Source organism: Paenibacillus mesotrionivorans, from assembly GCF_046098205.1.
GTDB lineage: Bacteria > Bacillota > Bacilli > Paenibacillales > NBRC-103111 > Paenibacillus_AR > Paenibacillus_AR mesotrionivorans.
The window spans coordinates 1-16,265 of the sequence record NZ_JBJURJ010000017.1 but is presented as its reverse complement, the minus strand read 5'-3'; the positions used below and the strand labels follow the sequence as shown (position 1 = coordinate 16,265).

Here is a 16,265-nt window from a genome sequence, read left to right as displayed (position 1 = left end):
TTGAATCTTCCGGCGCTTGCGCTTGATTCTGGCTTATGTACCCCTTATGCTATAAACGGATGATGTCATACTTTTGATCGGAAGGTGCAATATGAGCTTTTTGGAAAATATATGGGAGCATATACGGCGCGGCTCCATTCAGAATGCCCCGTATCCGGTGGCGCTGAACGTAAACCTCGCTTATACCGTCATGCTCCCGGACAAGGAAAATCACCTGTTCTGGCTGCCCTATGAGTACACGGGCCTATGCTACCGCGACCATGGCACATATGTGAATATTCTGCCATACTATAAAGGCTTCATTCTTGAGAATGCTGAACTTTCTCACGGAACCGACCTGTACAAGCCCAGGACTGAAGAGGACTTCCTGAAGCAGCTGTACAAACTGTCCTGGGATCTGGAGCAGTCCATAGATGAGCTGGTCCGGCCTTATGACCTGTCGGCCTGTGCCGCGGACTACATTCTGAAGATGTACCATTTTATCGACTGGCTCCGGTATTACAATTCCGCTACAGACGGAAGGCTGAAATAAGCCACCAGTTAATTTTGGTCTTCCAGCACGAACTTTTCGATAACATGGCGTACGCCTTCGTCATTATTGCTCCGCGTCACATAGTCTGCCACCTGCTTTAATGAGTCAACAGCATTTTCCATCGCCACACCCAACCCGGCTTGCTCCACCAGCTCATGATCGTTCCAGCTGTCGCCGATCCCGATGGTTTCCTCCTGCTTGATGCCGTAGTGCTCCGCCAAACGGGTCAACGCATGGCCCTTGGTTCCTTCCGGATGCATGATCTCCAGAAAGTGGGGTTTGGACTTGGTGATATGCGCCTTGTCGCCGACGGCCGCCTTCAGCTCCACCAGCACGCGGTCCAGAACCTCCGGTTCATCGATCATCAATAGCTTGGGGGCGGTTTTTTCGGCCAGCCGGTCGAAGTCAGGTTCGATTTCATACGCAATATTGTTCAGCTTGGCGTAGCCTTTCAACCGTTCATTTTCTTCCTTGGCCAACAAGGTATCGTTGTGATAAGCCTGAAGATGAAGGCCGTTCTTCGCAGCGTACTCGAATACATAACGGACGACCTCGGGCGGAACGTTCCGCTCATAGATGACCGTTCCGTCGGAGGCATGCTTCACCAGGGCTCCCTGATAAGTAATCAGCGGCACCTCCAGCCCCAGCTTGGCGGCAATCTTGCGGGCGGAGGCGAACATCCGTCCTGTAGCAATGGTAAACACAGCGCCCCGCTCCATGGCGGCATAGATGGCGCTGCGGGTTCCTTCCGTAATATCCAATTGATCGTTCAATAAAGTATCATCCAAATCAACAGCAATCAGCTTGTACATGGGAAAACACTCCTTAGCAGGTTTCTCTGACTCTCTGGTCTACCGATTCATTATAACGTAAACACAACTGTTCGTCAGCCTGCGAACGCCTTCATTGGCTTCGTTGCCATTGTGGCATGGACTGGCTGACGGTTGCGGACGTTTGCCATCCTTGGAGGTTGCATCATGCACAATGTCAAAACATCCATTCGGTTTTTGGGTACGGGGGATTCCATGGGAGTGCCTCGGGTCTATTGCAGCTGTGGGGTTTGCAGTGAGGCTCGGACCACCGGCCATAATAGAAGATTGCGTTCCTCTATTCTGTTGCGGAGAGGGTCAGAGGAGCTGTTGGTGGACTGCGGTCCCGATTGGCGGGGGCAGATGGAGGCACGTGGCCAGCGGATGGTAGGCAATGTTCTGATCACCCATGCCCACTTCGATCATATCGGAGGACTTCCGGAGCTGGCGGATTTATGCCGGTGGACAGACGTGCAGCCTGACCTGTATGCACCGCAAGAGGTGTTGGCCATCATCAGACGCCAGTTCCCCTGGGTGGAGGGCAGGCTCCGTTTTGTGGAGGTGGAATCCGGGATGGAGATGTTAGGGTGGAGCGTTACTCCGTTTAGGGTCAACCACGGTAAAAACGGCTATTCCTATGCCTATCGGTTCCAGCAGGGGGATATCGCCTGGGTGTATTGTCCCGACTCCATAGCATTAGGAGAGGCCGAGAAGCGGCATATGCAGGAGTTGCAGCTGCTGATTCTGGGCACCAGCTTTTATAAGGAAGAAGCGGAGTTCCATACCCGGTCGGTTTACGATATGGAAGAGGCCTGCGAGCTGGTGGCAGAGCTGGCGCCGGAGGAAACCTGGTTCACCCATATGTCTCATGATATTGATTTGAACAACCTGCCGGAGCTGCCGGAGGGAATCAGGCTTGCTTGGAGCGGCCTTGAGCTTTTCTTGTAGGAAAAGAGGCTGCGTCTTACGTAAAGTTGAACCGGAAGAGTCGGCCTGCAGGTGCGGTTGACCCACCCGGTTACCCAAGCGGGACCCAGGATCCGTTAATTAGCGCTAAAACACTGCTTTTTTAGCTGGACGGACCCAGGATCCGTTATACACCGGAAAAAAGCCAGTTGGGACGGGATGGCGGGGAAATAACGTACCGTGTGTCCGCGAAATCATCAGAAGTGCGTATTTTCGCAAAATAACGGCTCCTCAGTCCGAATAACATCGGCGCCTAAAGGAACTCCAATCTGGAGTTCTTTTTTGTTATCCGGAAAAACGAAATTATGAATTTGTGTCTAGTTTATGTCCAAAAATGAATGCGTTATCATTGAGAATCATTATCCGGATTCATAAAGTATTCAATTATAACTGAGAACGATTCTCTAAATCCATATATTTTTCACCAATATAACAGGTTTTTGGGGCAGTTCAACAGATTGTCAAATTTCTTGTGAAATGATTCACTATTGGATCTTATAATAGGAATTGAAAACAGGAATGTGGAAGATTTGTGTAGACTTTTTGTCGAAATGATGATGTTTTGACCGATGTTCAAGCCTCTCACCGCTAAAGGTTGTGTACTTAATGCCCTTATGAAAGCGGTATTACAGCTATTCGGAATAATGAAACAGTGCATGCCGCAGCAACGCATTCCAATACCAGCGGACGGACGATCTCATTCAAGCCTTTTTTACATCCGGGTCTTGTCGGCTGTTATTAATAAATAGGAGGGAACCAGATGTCTACCTTACCTAAGAAAAATGAGCTTGGATTTTTTGAGATCCGTCTCGAATCCATCGGCGGCCTTGGCGCCAACCTTGCAGGCAAGATGCTCGCCGAAGCCGGAGTACTGGGAATGGGCCTTAACGGCTCCAACTTTTCCTCGTACGGTTCCGAGAAGAAGGGTTCGCCCATCAAAACCTTCGTCCGTTTTACGGAACCGGAAGTGGAGATTCGGGACCATAGCCCCATTGAGGTGCCGCATGTTATCGGTATTTTCCATGAGGAGCTCTACAAAACCGTCAACGTCGTAAGCGGTCTGCCTGCCGACGGCATCGTGCTGGTGAACTCCACACGTGATTTTGACGAAGTTCGCAAGGATCTGAAGCTGGAATACGGCACACTGGCTGTTGTTGACGCCATGGGCATTGCCGTAGAAGAGAAGACCAAGGTCAATACGTCCATGCTGGGCGCCTTGTACCGGATTTGCGACTTCCTCGATCCGGAGGACATGCGCAATACCATCCGCAGTACGTTCGGCAAGAAGTACCCCCATCTGGTGGAGCCGAACATCCGCACCTTCGACCGCGGTTACAATGAAGTGAAGTTCAAGACCTATGAGGTTCCGGCAGATGCGGTAGGCAAAGCCTTCAAGCGGGCCGTCACCGTGTACGGTTATGAGTCCCAGCCTCTGGGCGGTGTGATTCTGGCTCAAGCCAATACTGTTCTGAAAGACATGAGCGGCTCCCGGCAAGGCTTTATCCCCGAGTTTAATGCCGAGAAGTGCATCAGCTGCGCCCAATGTGATGTCGTGTGCGGCGACATGTGCTTCGTTTGGGAGGAAGAGCCCAACAAACGCGGCATTATGCAAATGGTTCTGAAGGGAATCGATTACCAATATTGCAAGGGCTGTCTGAAATGTGTGGATGCTTGCCCGACAGGTGCTCTGCAGGATCTCCGTGAAGAAGTAGGCTATGCCGAAGCGCACCGTGTGCCATCCCGTTTTAATTTCGTACTGGGAGGAGCTTGAGTAATGGCTATTCTGGAGAATGAACTGAAGCATTCTGCCGCCGAGCAGATTACCACCTTTGAGTCCGGCAACGAAATGGCGGCCACTGCCGCCGCACAAATCAATTATCATATTATGGGATATTTCCCGATTACGCCTTCCACTGAAGTTGCCCAATATCTGGATCAAATGAAAACCCGCGGAGAGCATGACATCCAGCTCATCGCAGGTGACGGCGAGCATGGCGCAGCCGGTATCTGCTACGGCGCTGCTGTAGCCGGAGCACGGGTTCTGAACGCAACCAGCTCCCAAGGTCTTCTTTACATGCTGGAGCAGCTGCCGAACCAAGCCGGTACCCGCTTCCCCATGGTGCTGAACCTGGTGTGCCGTGCCGTCAGCGGACCGCTGGATATCCGCGGCGACCACTCCGACTTGTACTACACCCTGAACACAGGCTGGATCGTTCTGACTGCCTCCACACCTCAGGCTGTATACGATATGAACATCATGGCGCTGCGCCTGGCTGAGCACTCCGAAGTCCGCCTGCCGGTAATTGTGGCTTATGACGGCTTCTTCACCTCTCACCAAAAGAAAAAGGTCAGTCTCTTCAAGGACCGCAAGGTGGTTCAGGCTTATGTAGGGGAACGCCCAACTCAATTCGCTGATGTAAGCGATCCGCGCAACCCGGTTTCCATCGGCGCGCATATGAACGGCGACGACCTCATTAATAACCACTTCCAGCAATCCGAGGCACTATATAAGGCTGGCGAGGTATACGAACAGCTGCAAACCGAATATGCCGCATTATCCGGCCGCGAGTATCCGACTCTTGACATGTACGGTATGGAGGATGCCGAGGTGGCATTGTTCCTGCTCAATTCCGCCGGCGAAGCTGCCAAGGATGTAGTGGATAAACTCCGTGCTCAAGGCATCAAGGCAGGGGTAATTCGTCCCAACATCATCCGTCCGTTCCCGGCTGAGCAGCTCCGCAAGGCTTTGAAGAATGTGAAGGCCCTCCTGGTTGGCGAACGCGCTGACTCTTATGGAGCTCAAGGCGGCAATATGACTCACGAGGTCCGTTCCGCCTTGCAAATTGACCCCGACAACAAGACCATCATCCTGAGCCGGGTTTTCGGCCTGGGCGGCAAGGACTTCTATGGTGAGGATGCAGAAGAATTCTTCAAGCTTGCCATCGACGCCGCCAATAAAGGATATGCCGAGAAACCCTTCGATTATTTCGGTCATAACCCGGGTGTCAAAGGCCACGCTGCCGAGCAAATCGTCATCGAGCCTTTGCACGGAGAGTCCTACAATACCGGCCTGATTTCGGTTACGGTAGATGAAGCCACCGGTAAGGTGAAGGCTAAGGTTCCGCCTCTGCGCAGCCTGACCAAGAAGCCGAAGCGGTTTGCACCTGGACACGGTGCATGCCCCGGCTGCGGCGTACTGCCTGCATTGGAGCTGTTCTTCAAGGGCATCGAGGGCGATATCGTAGCCCTGTTCCAAACCGGTTGTGCCTATGTAGTGACCACATCGTATCCGTACACTTCCCATAAGCAATCCTTCGTGCACAATCTGTTCCAAAATGGCGGTGCTACCGTTGCCGGTATGGTGGAAGGCTTCCTGGAGCTGAAGCGCCGCGGCGAAGTGAACATCTCCGACGACATTACCTTTGTTATGGTGACCGGCGACGGCGGCATGGACATCGGTATGGGCGCCGCCATCGGTGCAGCACTGCGGAATCACAAGATGATTATGCTGGAGTATGACAACGAAGGCTACATGAACACCGGCTCCCAATTGTCCTATTCCACACCGCTGGGCCATATGACCTCCACCTCCGGTGTAGGCAAGGCGCAGAAGGGCAAGGGCTACCACCATAAGGATACTCCGCAGATCATGGCCGCTTGTAACATTCCGTACGTCTTCACCGGCTCCGAGGCTTACCCGATGGATCTGATCCAGAAGGCTGCCAAGGCTCACTGGTACGCTCAGAATGTGGGCTGCGCCTACGGCAAGATTCTGATCACTTGCCCGCTGAACTGGAAGACAGAAGACCGCCTGGGACAAAAGATCGTCAAAACTGCAGTGGACTCCTGCTTCTTCCCGCTGTATGAGATCGAAAACGGCGTAACCAACATTACCTATGATCCCGAAGCCAAGGGAAGCAAGGTGCCGGTGTTGGAGTGGCTGAAGTCCATGGGCAAGTCCAAGCATCTGGCCAAGGAAGAGGAATTGCTGGCTGAGTTCGAAACTGAAGTGGAGCGCAGATGGCAGCGCCTGAAGGCGAAGCACGAAAATCCGCTCTTGTAAAACAATTCCCCCCAACCAGGGACCGGCAGCAAGAGATTGCCGCGGCCGGTCCCTGTGGGGTTTTCATTGCAACAGGCGGGAAGAGGGCCGCTTTACCACAGGCTTATCTATACGCTTACAATAACAAAACTAGGGTTGACTTACTTAGAAGATAACATTTAGGAGGATCGACTATGGAGGATAAATGCTGTTGCGGCGGTGCTGCGGTTGCCGACGAGCGGTTAGAGAAAATCAGGCAGACGATTGAAACCTTCAAGCCTATGAAGGGCGCTTTGATCCCGGTGCTGCATGAGGTGCAGGATTCCTACGGTTACCTGCCGGAGCATGTTCTGGAGATTGTATCCGAGGAATTGAATATTCCGCTTTCCGAAATTTTCGGAGTTGCTTCCTTTTACCACTTTTTCTCGCTGGAGCCGAAGGGTGAGCACATTATCCGCATCTGCATGGGGACTGCCTGCTACATTAAGGGTGCCCAAGCCATCGTGGATACCTTCGCCAAGGAGCTCAAGGTGGAGGTTAACAAAACCACTGAAGACGGCAAGTTCACTCTGGAGGCTACCCGCTGTCTGGGGGCTTGCGGCCTTGCCCCTGTTTTGACCATCGGTGAAAAGGTATACGGCAAGGTTTCCGCTGTTGACGTCCCAAAAATTCTCAAGGATTACAAATAAGGAGGGAATCGTATGAAATCCATTCAAGAACTGGAGCTTATCCGTGACAATACGATCGCCCGGGTCGTCCAGCGTCAGGAAAACGGCGGTTCCAGCGTTACCCGTAAGAGCGTTATGATCTGCGGCGGCACAGGCTGTACCTCTTCCGACTCCATGCCGATTCTGCATGCGATTGAGCAGGAATTGAAGAACCACGGCATTGAGAATGAAATCGAAATCGTCCGTACCGGCTGCTTCGGCCTCTGTGAGCTGGGCCCGGTTGTGATCGTATATCCCGAAGGCGCCTTCTACGCCCGTGTGGAAACCAAGGATGTTCCCGAGCTGGTGGAGGAGCATCTGCTGAAGGGCAACGTGCTGAAGCGTCTGGTGTATAAGGAAGCTCTGGAGAAGGACGGCAGCATCAAGCCGCTGAACGACGTCAACTTCTTCAAAAAGCAAATGCGGATCGCACTTCGCAACTGCGGTGTTATTGATCCCGAGAAGATTGAGGAATATATTGCCCGTGACGGTTATAAAGCGCTGCACAAGGTGCTGGCAACGATGACGCCTGAGGAAGTTATTGCCACCATGAAGCAATCCGGCCTGCGTGGCCGTGGGGGCGGCGGCTTCTCCACCGGGATGAAATGGGAATTTGCAGCCAAGCAGGTCAACGAACAAAAGTATATGATCTGTAACGCCGACGAAGGCGACCCTGGCGCATTTATGGACCGCTCCATTCTGGAGGGTGACCCCCACAGCGTGCTGGAGGCTATGGCTATCGGCGGTTACGCCATCGGCGCCAACCAAGGCTTTATCTATGTTCGTGCCGAATATCCCATTGCTGTACAACGCCTGTTCGTAGCGATTCATGAAGCACGGAAGCACGGCTTGCTCGGCAAGGATTTGTTTGGAACCGGCTTTGACTTTGACATTGAAGTCCGTCTTGGCGCAGGCGCATTCGTGTGCGGTGAAGAAACGGCCCTGATGAACTCCATCGAAGGCAAACGCGGCATGCCCAATCCGAAGCCTCCGTTCCCGGCGGTAGAGGGTCTGTGGAAGAAACCTTCCGTTATCAATAACGTGGAAACCTACGCCAACATCCCGATGATTATTCTGAAGGGCGCCGAATGGTATTCCAGTATCGGCACCGAAAAGTCCAAGGGCACCAAGGTATTCGCTCTGGGCGGCAAAATTGTCAACACCGGTCTTGTTGAGGTTCCTATGGGCATCACCCTGCGCGAGGTTATCTTCGAAATCGGCGGCGGCATTCCCAACGGCAAAAAATTCAAGGCAGTCCAAACCGGCGGACCTTCGGGCGGATGTTTGACCGAAGAGCATCTGGATTGCAGCATTGACTTTGATAATCTGAACAGTTTGGGTTCCATGATGGGCTCCGGCGGCATGATTATCATGGACGAAGACAACTGTATGGTGGACGTGGCCCGCTTCTATCTGGACTTTACCCGGGATGAATCCTGCGGCAAGTGTACCCCCTGCCGTGTAGGCACCAAACGTCTGCTGGAAATTCTGGAGAACATCACACAAGGTAAAGGCACAGCCGATGATCTGGAAATTCTTGAGGACCTCTCCGAGAATATCAAGAACGCATCCTTGTGCGCTTTAGGCGGCACCGCTCCTAACCCGGTTATTTCCACATTGAAGTTCTTCCGCAATGAGTATCTGGCTCACGTAGTGGATCACAAGTGTCCTTCCGGCGTCTGCAAGGATCTTTTGACTTACTCCATCGATCCCGACCTGTGCAAAGGCTGCAGCCTCTGTGCCAGAAAATGTCCGGTGAATGCCATTTCCGGCAAGGTGAAGGAGCCGTATCTGCTGGATGCATCCGTATGTATCAAGTGCGGATTGTGCTTCGATTCCTGTAAGTTCAAAGCCATCTTGAGAGGATAAGGAAGGGAAGAGGTGACTATGGTGGAAAAAGTTAAACTTACAATAGACGGCATCGAGATGGAAGTGGACAAAGGCACAACCGTGCTGGAAGCAGCGCGTGATGTGGGAATTGAAATTCCGACCCTTTGCCACTTGAAGGGCGTTTGCGAATCCTCCAGCTGCCGCGTTTGCGTAGTGGAGGTGGGTCCCCGCCTGATCGCGTCCTGTACACTGAAGGCTGAGCCCAACATGAAAATCCAAACCAATACCAAGAAGGTACGGGACGCCCGCAGAACCGTTGTGGAGCTCCTGCTCTCCGACCACAACCGGGAGTGTACCACTTGCAACCGCAGTGAATCCTGTGAACTGCAATCCGTTTCCAAGGATTTGAACGTCCGTACGATCCGCTTCCAGGGAGCCAAGTCCAAAACCGGCATCGACCATTCCTCTGCATCCATCGTACGGGATTCCGAGAAGTGTATCCTCTGCGGACGCTGTATCGGTGCCTGCAGCAATATCCAAACCGTCCATGCCATTGGCTTTGCACACCGCGGTTTTGAAACCAAGGTGACTACTGCATATGACCGCCCCATCGGGGAAACCAGCTGTGTCAATTGCGGACAATGTATCTCCGCCTGTCCGGTAGGTGCGCTGACCGAACGCGATAACACCCATGATGTGTGGAAGGCTCTGTCCGACCCGACCAAATATGTGGTGGTGCAGGCTGCTCCTGCCATCCGTGTAGCCTTGGGCGAGGAGTTCGGCTATCCTATGGGTACCCGTGTCACCGGCAAAATGGTAGCTGCTCTGCGCAAGCTGGGCTTCGACAAGGTGTTCGACACCAACTTCGCCGCCGACCTGACCATCATGGAAGAAGGAACCGAGCTGATCTCCCGGCTGACCTCCGGCGAAAATCTGCCTTTGATGACCTCCTGCTGTCCGGGCTGGGTGAAATTCATGGAGCATAATTTCCCGGATATGCTGGATAATCTCTCCACCTGCAAATCCCCCCACCAAATGGAAGGGGCGATGATCAAGTCCTACTTTGCCCAAAAGGAAGGCGTTGATCCCAAGTCGATCGTCAACGTATCCATCATGCCTTGTACCGCCAAGAAGTTCGAAGGCGAACGCGAGGAGCTGTCCAATGAGGGTCTCCAGGATGTGGACTATGTCCTCACCACCCGGGAGCTGGCCCAAATGATCAAGGAAGCGGGCATCGACTTCCGCAATCTGACCGGGGATACCTTCGATAACCCGTTGGGTCTCGGCTCCGGCGCAGGCGCTATTTTCGGAGCAACCGGCGGTGTGGCGGAAGCGGCTCTGCGGACGGTATATGAAGTTCTGGCCGGCAAGGACCTGGACGCCATAGAATATTCCGCAGTCCGCGGTCTGGACGGTATTAAGGAGAATGAGCTGGAGCTGCCCAACGGCAAGAAGATCAAAACCGCGGTTATCCACGGCTTGGGCAATGCCCGCCAGGTCATGGAGCTGATCCAATCCGGCGAGAAGCATTATGACTTCATCGAGGTGATGGCTTGCCCCGGCGGATGTGTCACCGGCGGCGGACAGCCTATCGTGAATGCCAAGACCCAAACAGCTGTTAATGTAAAACAAGAGCGGGCCAAGGCAATCTATGAAGAGGATCAATCCCTGCAATTCCGCAAGTCCCATAAGAATCCGTATATCCAAATGCTGTACTCCGAATTCCTGGGCAAACCCAATGGACATCTTGCCCATGAGCTGCTGCACACGCATTATGTGAAGCGGGCTAAGCATTAAGATAATGAACTAACCATCGGCCGGTCCTGGAGTGTTCCGGGGCCGGCGGATAAGTCTATACCTAATTGCAAGGATGAGTCTAAGCATGAGGGGGAAATCTTGCATGAGCAAGAGAATCGGTGTCATAAATATCATTGTTCAGGAATTTGATGGGGTTGCCAAGGTCAATGCTATTCTGCATGACAGCATGGACGTCATTATCGGCAGAATGGGCCTTCCCTATAAAGAACGCGGTATTTCCGCCGTCATCACCCTTGTTGTGGATGCGACATCAGACGAAATCAGTTCATTAACCGGCAAGCTGGGCAAAATTGAAGGCATCAATGTCAAGTCGGTTATGAATAAGCGTTAGGCCGTGTTAGCAAACACGCTCTAGCACATTGTCCACCGTCACATTGTTTTCGCAGGGCGTTTGCGGGAGAAAAGCCCATATTATTTCAGGGCAGCGGAGTGTTTCTTTATAGACGGGAGGGGTTTACCATGGAAGAGGTAAAAACGGAAGAATTGCGGATTTTTCATGCGGATGAGGTAATCCGGGATCATGAGATTGTGGATGCTATCGAGATGGGGAAGGCACTGGCAGCCGACAGCACCTACATTAACGGACTGTTGGACAAAGCGAGGAGCTGTAGGGGATTAACCCACCAGGAAGCGGCTGTACTGCTGCATGTGAGGGATGAAGGGATCTGGAGCCGTATTTTTGCGGCAGCCAAGGAAATCAAAGAAAAAATTTACGGCAAGCGCATTGTTATTTTTGCACCATTGTATGTAAGCAATTATTGTGTCAATAACTGTGATTATTGCGGCTATAAGCATTCCAACACCGACTTCAAACGGCGCAAGTTGACCATGGAGGAATTGGAGAAGGAAGTAGAGGTACTCCAGTCGCTGGGTCATAAGCGGATTGCCCTGGAAGTAGGGGAGGACCCAAAAAACTGCTCCATGGAGTACATCCTGGAGTGTATCCGCAAAATCTATTCCGTGAAGGTCAACAATGGAAGCATCCGCAGAATCAATGTGAATATTGCCGCCACTACAGTGGAGGATTACGAGAAGCTGCGGGATGCCGAGATTGGCACCTATATTCTATTTCAGGAATCGTACCATAAACCAACCTACGAAAAACACCATCCCCAAGGACCTAAGCATGACTACAACTGGCATACTACCGCTATGCACCGTGCGATGCAGGGCGGGATTGATGATGTGGGTGTAGGTGTTCTGTACGGGCTGTATGACTATAAATTTGAAACCATCGCCATGCTGATGCATGCCGAACACTTGGAGGAATCCTTCGGTGTGGGGCCGCATACCGTATCAGTGCCAAGAATGCGGGCAGCGGAAGGGGTCAATCTGGATACGTATCCCCATCTGGTGTCCGACGAGGAGTTTAAGCAGGTTGTTGCTGTTCTCCGGCTTGCTGTACCTTACGCAGGTATGATTCTTTCCACAAGAGAGGAAGCGGGCTTCCGTGACGAGGTACTGGCTTTGGGCGTGTCCCAGATCAGTGCCGGCTCCTGTACGGGAGTGGGCGGTTATGTGGAGGAATACCGGCTGCATAACCAGGACGAGAAACCGCAGTTCGAAATCGGCGATCACCGTTCGCCTATGGAAATTGTCAAGAGCCTCTGTGAAGGCGGCTATCTGCCCAGCTATTGCACAGCTTGCTACAGAGAAGGGCGGACAGGTGACCGGTTTATGCGTTTGGCCAAATCCGGCCAGATCCAGAACGTCTGTGAGCCGAATGCCTTGTTGACCTTTAAGGAGTTCCTGCTGGATTACGGTGATGAAGAAGCCAAGGAACTGGGCAATCGTGTTATTGAAGAAAGCCTGAAGGGCATCCCCAAGGAAGCGGCCAGAAAAGCGGCTGTGTCCCGGATGGAGCGCATTGAGGCGGGAGAACGGGATTTGAGATTTTAGGATAACTGGAAATGGTATACGGGGCGGTTGGCTGCATACGCAATGGCCCCGTTTACAATAAACCTCAGATTTTTGCACTCCTGAATGTGAAAACATTCACGAAATCTGTCGTAGCTATGCTTATTTTATCCCAGTGGAGGAGTGAGAGTGATGAGTAAAACGACCTCAGGCAATCGGCTGCATGTTGCCCTGTTTGGCCGGAAGAATATCGGCAAGTCCACATTATTGAATGCGCTTGCAGGAGCGAGTGCTTCTGCAGTTGCCGATTCTCCGGGCACGACCCAGGAACCTTTGTTTTATCCGATGGAGCTTGACCCTGTAGGTCCCGTTGTACTCATCGATACTGCCGGCTTCGAGGACAATGAACATACCGAGCTGGGAGGAATCCGCAGCCGGAAGCTGCTGGAGGTTATGGACCAGACAGATCTGGCCCTCCTGATGTTTATGGATACCAATGAAGATTACACGCTTGAGAAACGGTGGTACAAGGAATTGGCCAACCGTCATATTCCTGTATTGGGCATCATCAACCGGATTGATGACCGCTATGTGGATGCCGAGCCGATCCGGGTGCAATTCGATGAGATACCACTGGTGAAAATCAGCGCCTCCAATCGGGTGAATATTAACAGGGTCAGGCAATCCATCCGGCGGACGGCTCCTTTTGAGTTTGAACGGAATACCATCGTAGGTGATTTGGTTAAGCCGCGGGATCTGGTGCTGCTGGTAACTGAGGATGAGATGAAGGCTCCGCGTTTCAGGCTGCCGAATATTCACAGCCAGATTATCCGGGATATCCTTGATCAAGGCGCCGCTTCCCTCAGTGTGACGGAGACGGAGCTGGTTCCCACACTTGGCTATCTGAACAAGGCGCCGGAGCTCATTATTACCGACCCTGAGCTGCTTGAGGCCGTCTGCGCGGCTGCGCCGCCCTCCAGTACGGTGACAACCTTCTCCCTTTTGCTGGCCAGACAGAAGGGGAATCTGCAGTTGCTCATCGACGGAGCCAAGGCTGTAGACTCGCTGAAGCCCGGGGACCGGGTTCTGATTGCCGAGGCCTGCAAAGTCCATGAAACTCAAGGGGAGACTTCGCGAAGCCTGCTGCCGGAGCAGCTGCACCGTAAGGCGGGAGGGGCACTATTGATTGATGTGGTTTCGGGGCTGGATTTTCCCGCTGACTTGACTCCGTACAAAATGGTTCTCCACTGCAACGCCTGCTCCTTCAGCCGCAAGCAGTTGATGGCACGGATGGCTAAATCCGAGGCCCAGCGTGTACCGTTTACCAATTACGGGCTTGTCAGCGCTTATCTGAAGGGATTGTTGGACCGGACCTGCCCGGAGGTTGTATATTAAGAGTGTTTTGACGTCAAAAAGGATGTGCAGCTGTTTTGTGGCTGCCGTCCTTTTTTTCTGATGGACTAGGATCCGGTTGCCTAGTCCGCCAGGTTTTTCTATACTGGTTAGGTCAGGACATGAACAGGAAAGACGGATCTTATTTTATGGGATTAAGGATTAATTACATTAAAAATCTAACGCATTTCAAAATGGGGGATCCTTTGTTATGAAGTTCGAAAACCGCAGAGCCGTTGTTCTTGGCGTTTTCGGTTTGCTCGTTATTATTGCGGGCTTATCTCATAGTCTCTACTACCTGACCGGATTCACCAGGGGCTGGGAACGGGACATTTGGAACATGCTTCAGGTTATTGCCGGACTCCTTATGGCAGGTGTGGGATATTGGATTTTCCGTTGGCGGAACCGCAAGCTCACAGGCAAAGCCCTGATCCTCCTGCGGGTTGTCCAATCTGCTGTGGTAATAGGCGGGTTAGCCTGCGTTGTTTTACTTATAGCCATTTGGAGCACCGGGCGGAACAGCGAACCGCAAAAGTCGGACTACCTGCTTATTTTGGGTGCCCGTGTCAAAGGAGAAACCGTTTCGTTGTCCCTCAAGAACCGTCTGGACCGTGGCTTGGACTATCTGAACCGGTATCCGGAAGCCCGTGCCGTCTTATCGGGCGGTCAAGGTCCTGGAGAAGATTTATCTGAGGCGGAGGCCATGAAGCGTTATCTGGTAGCCCGCGGCATACCGGAAAGCCGTCTTATTCTCGAGGCTCGCTCCACGGATACAGCCGAAAATATGCGGTTCAGCAAGGTGGCTCTGAAGCAGCTGGGAGTGGATCCGGCTACAGCTTCTATTACAGTCGTGACGAATGATTTTCACATGCTCCGTGCCAAAATGCTGGCTAAACGCGCAGGCTTGCAGGTAACGGGCTATTCCTCCCGGACGCCGGAATATACAATTCCCAAAGCATATACACGGGAATTAGCTGCATACATCAATAGCTTTCTTTTCGACAGGCAATTAGAAAATAAGCTGGAAGGCAATCCGTCATGAATTGGCTCTTGGGATTGGCGGGCAGCATGCTGATAACGTCGGCAGCTTATTGGAAAAGATCCCTGTCGCTTACCGGTGCTGCTGCAGCTATAGGAGTCGGTACACTGCTGTATGCCCTAGGAAGTTTGCCTTGGTTCGGACTGATGATCGGCTTCTTTATATCCTCATCGGCCTTGACCAAGTGGAAAAAGCACAAGAAGGAGCAAGCGGAGCGAAAGTATGAAAAATCCGGCCGGCGCGATGCGGGGCAGGTGTTTGCCAACGGGGGGCTTGGGGCATTTCTATGCTTACTGTCCGCTTGGAGACCGGATATGTGGGTATGGTCGGCAGCTTATCTCGGTGTGATGTCCGCCGTAACCGCCGATACATGGGCTACCGAAATCGGGGGGTTAAGCAGGCGGCTTCCCCGTTCCATTTTAACCGGCAAGCAGGTGAGCAAAGGCACCTCCGGAGCAGTCACCTGGTTAGGCTGGGGAGCTTCCCTGGCGGGCGGGCTGTTCATTGGTGCGTTGGGTATGCTATTGGCTGGTTTATCCTCCACAACAGTCCCATGGGGGCCTGGTGGGGAAGCATATAGCTGGGGGATTATACCTGCCGCGATGGTTGCAGGCTGGTTAGCCTCCAATGCGGATTCACTGCTTGGTGCAAGTGTTCAGGCCCTTTACCGTTGCCCGGAGTGCGGTCTTGAAGTGGAGGGGCACAGCCACTGCTCCCGCCGGACTGTTCTGATCCGAGGGTGGAGATGGATGAACAACGATGCTGTGAATATCATCAGCTCAGCCGCCGGCGGGGGTATAATGGTATTGCTTCTTTATCTGGTACATATTATCGGGAAATGAACCAATCATTCATTTCCCGGGCGAGCGCATAACTCGATGAATAACGACTGCGCTTGCGAACGCTGGCGAAATGGCAGTTGGATGAGTAAAACGCCGTCACAGAATAGACACTTTTGCTCTCTTGTTTTCTTGTGTAAAACATGATAAATTAGATTTCGCCGCCAAAACAGACGGCAGCATCGACAAAAAGCTGCAAGGATCGAAAAAATAGTTCTTGCATTAATAGAGTCGATGTGATAAAGTTTTAGAGCACTGGACAAGAGCTCCTTGAAAACTGAACAACGAGCAGCAAAACAATGAAGCCAAACGTTTGAACAATTGAGCAATCAGCTCTAACATAACGGTCCTTCGGGGCCACTTTTATGGAGAGTTTGATCCTGGCTCAGGACGAACGCTGGCGGCGTGCCTAATACATGCAAGTCGAGCGGGTT

Annotated in this window: 13 protein-coding genes and 1 rRNA gene; 13 read left to right on the top strand and 1 reads right to left on the bottom strand. The window is 52.5% G+C overall.

From position 1 onward, the window contains the following. Positions 1 to 91 precede the first annotated feature (91 nt). Positions 92 to 532, top strand: a complete 441-nt coding sequence (locus ACI1P1_RS22945) for a hypothetical protein (protein WP_416218787.1) — start codon at positions 92 to 94, stop codon at positions 530 to 532. Positions 533 to 540: 8 nt separating this feature from the next. On the opposite strand, the gene ACI1P1_RS22940 is transcribed toward ACI1P1_RS22945, so the two are convergent. Further along, positions 541 to 1,344, bottom strand: a complete 804-nt coding sequence (locus ACI1P1_RS22940) for a Cof-type HAD-IIB family hydrolase (RefSeq protein WP_416218786.1) — start codon at positions 1,342 to 1,344, stop codon at positions 541 to 543. A 165-nt stretch (positions 1,345 to 1,509) separates the two neighbouring features. Here ACI1P1_RS22940 and ACI1P1_RS22935 point away from each other — a divergent pair, with 165 nt between their 5' ends. The 12 genes from ACI1P1_RS22935 to ACI1P1_RS22880 form a co-directional block, all read left to right on the top strand. Beyond that, positions 1,510 to 2,289: an MBL fold metallo-hydrolase gene (locus tag ACI1P1_RS22935; protein WP_416218785.1), complete on the top strand. Its 780-nt coding sequence runs from the start codon at positions 1,510 to 1,512 to the stop codon at positions 2,287 to 2,289. A 778-nt stretch (positions 2,290 to 3,067) separates the two neighbouring features. Further along, a complete protein-coding gene (locus ACI1P1_RS22930; RefSeq protein WP_416218784.1) occupies positions 3,068 to 4,078 on the top strand; it encodes a 2-oxoacid:acceptor oxidoreductase family protein in 1,011 nt (336 codons plus the stop codon). Between the two features lie 3 nt (positions 4,079 to 4,081). Beyond that, positions 4,082 to 6,370 (top strand): thiamine pyrophosphate-dependent enzyme, encoded by a 2,289-nt coding sequence (locus ACI1P1_RS22925; RefSeq protein ID WP_416218783.1) that lies wholly within the window; start codon positions 4,082 to 4,084, stop codon positions 6,368 to 6,370. Positions 6,371 to 6,543: 173 nt separating this feature from the next. Beyond that, positions 6,544 to 7,038 carry an NADH-quinone oxidoreductase subunit NuoE gene (gene nuoE, locus ACI1P1_RS22920; protein WP_416218782.1) on the top strand — a complete coding sequence of 165 codons (495 nt, stop codon included), beginning with the start codon at positions 6,544 to 6,546 and terminating at the stop codon, positions 7,036 to 7,038. A 12-nt stretch (positions 7,039 to 7,050) separates the two neighbouring features. Then, positions 7,051 to 8,925 carry an NADH-quinone oxidoreductase subunit NuoF gene (gene nuoF, locus ACI1P1_RS22915; RefSeq protein WP_416218781.1) on the top strand — a complete coding sequence of 625 codons (1,875 nt, stop codon included), beginning with the start codon at positions 7,051 to 7,053 and terminating at the stop codon, positions 8,923 to 8,925. A gap of 18 nt (positions 8,926 to 8,943) precedes the next feature. Further along, on the top strand, positions 8,944 to 10,683 hold the full coding sequence (locus tag ACI1P1_RS22910; RefSeq protein ID WP_416218780.1) for an NADH-dependent [FeFe] hydrogenase, group A6: 1,740 nt from the start codon (positions 8,944 to 8,946) through the stop codon (positions 10,681 to 10,683). Between the two features lie 103 nt (positions 10,684 to 10,786). Next, entirely contained in the window at positions 10,787 to 11,035 is a 249-nt protein-coding gene (locus ACI1P1_RS22905; RefSeq protein ID WP_416218779.1) for a TM1266 family iron-only hydrogenase system putative regulator, read from the top strand. Positions 11,036 to 11,163: 128 nt separating this feature from the next. Continuing rightward, positions 11,164 to 12,603, top strand: a complete 1,440-nt coding sequence (gene hydG, locus ACI1P1_RS22900; RefSeq protein ID WP_416218778.1) for a [FeFe] hydrogenase H-cluster radical SAM maturase HydG — start codon at positions 11,164 to 11,166, stop codon at positions 12,601 to 12,603. A gap of 150 nt (positions 12,604 to 12,753) precedes the next feature. After that, a complete protein-coding gene (gene hydF, locus ACI1P1_RS22895; protein WP_416218777.1) occupies positions 12,754 to 13,956 on the top strand; it encodes a [FeFe] hydrogenase H-cluster maturation GTPase HydF in 1,203 nt (400 codons plus the stop codon). A 208-nt stretch (positions 13,957 to 14,164) separates the two neighbouring features. After that, positions 14,165 to 14,995: a YdcF family protein gene (locus ACI1P1_RS22890; RefSeq protein ID WP_416218776.1), complete on the top strand. Its 831-nt coding sequence runs from the start codon at positions 14,165 to 14,167 to the stop codon at positions 14,993 to 14,995. Continuing rightward, positions 14,992 to 15,834 (top strand): DUF92 domain-containing protein, encoded by an 843-nt coding sequence (locus ACI1P1_RS22885; RefSeq protein WP_416218775.1) that lies wholly within the window; start codon positions 14,992 to 14,994, stop codon positions 15,832 to 15,834. Before ACI1P1_RS22890 ends, ACI1P1_RS22885 begins: the two co-directional genes overlap by 4 nt. Positions 15,835 to 16,193: 359 nt before the next feature. Beyond that, positions 16,194 to 16,265, top strand: a 16S ribosomal RNA gene (locus tag ACI1P1_RS22880); the annotation flags it as partial.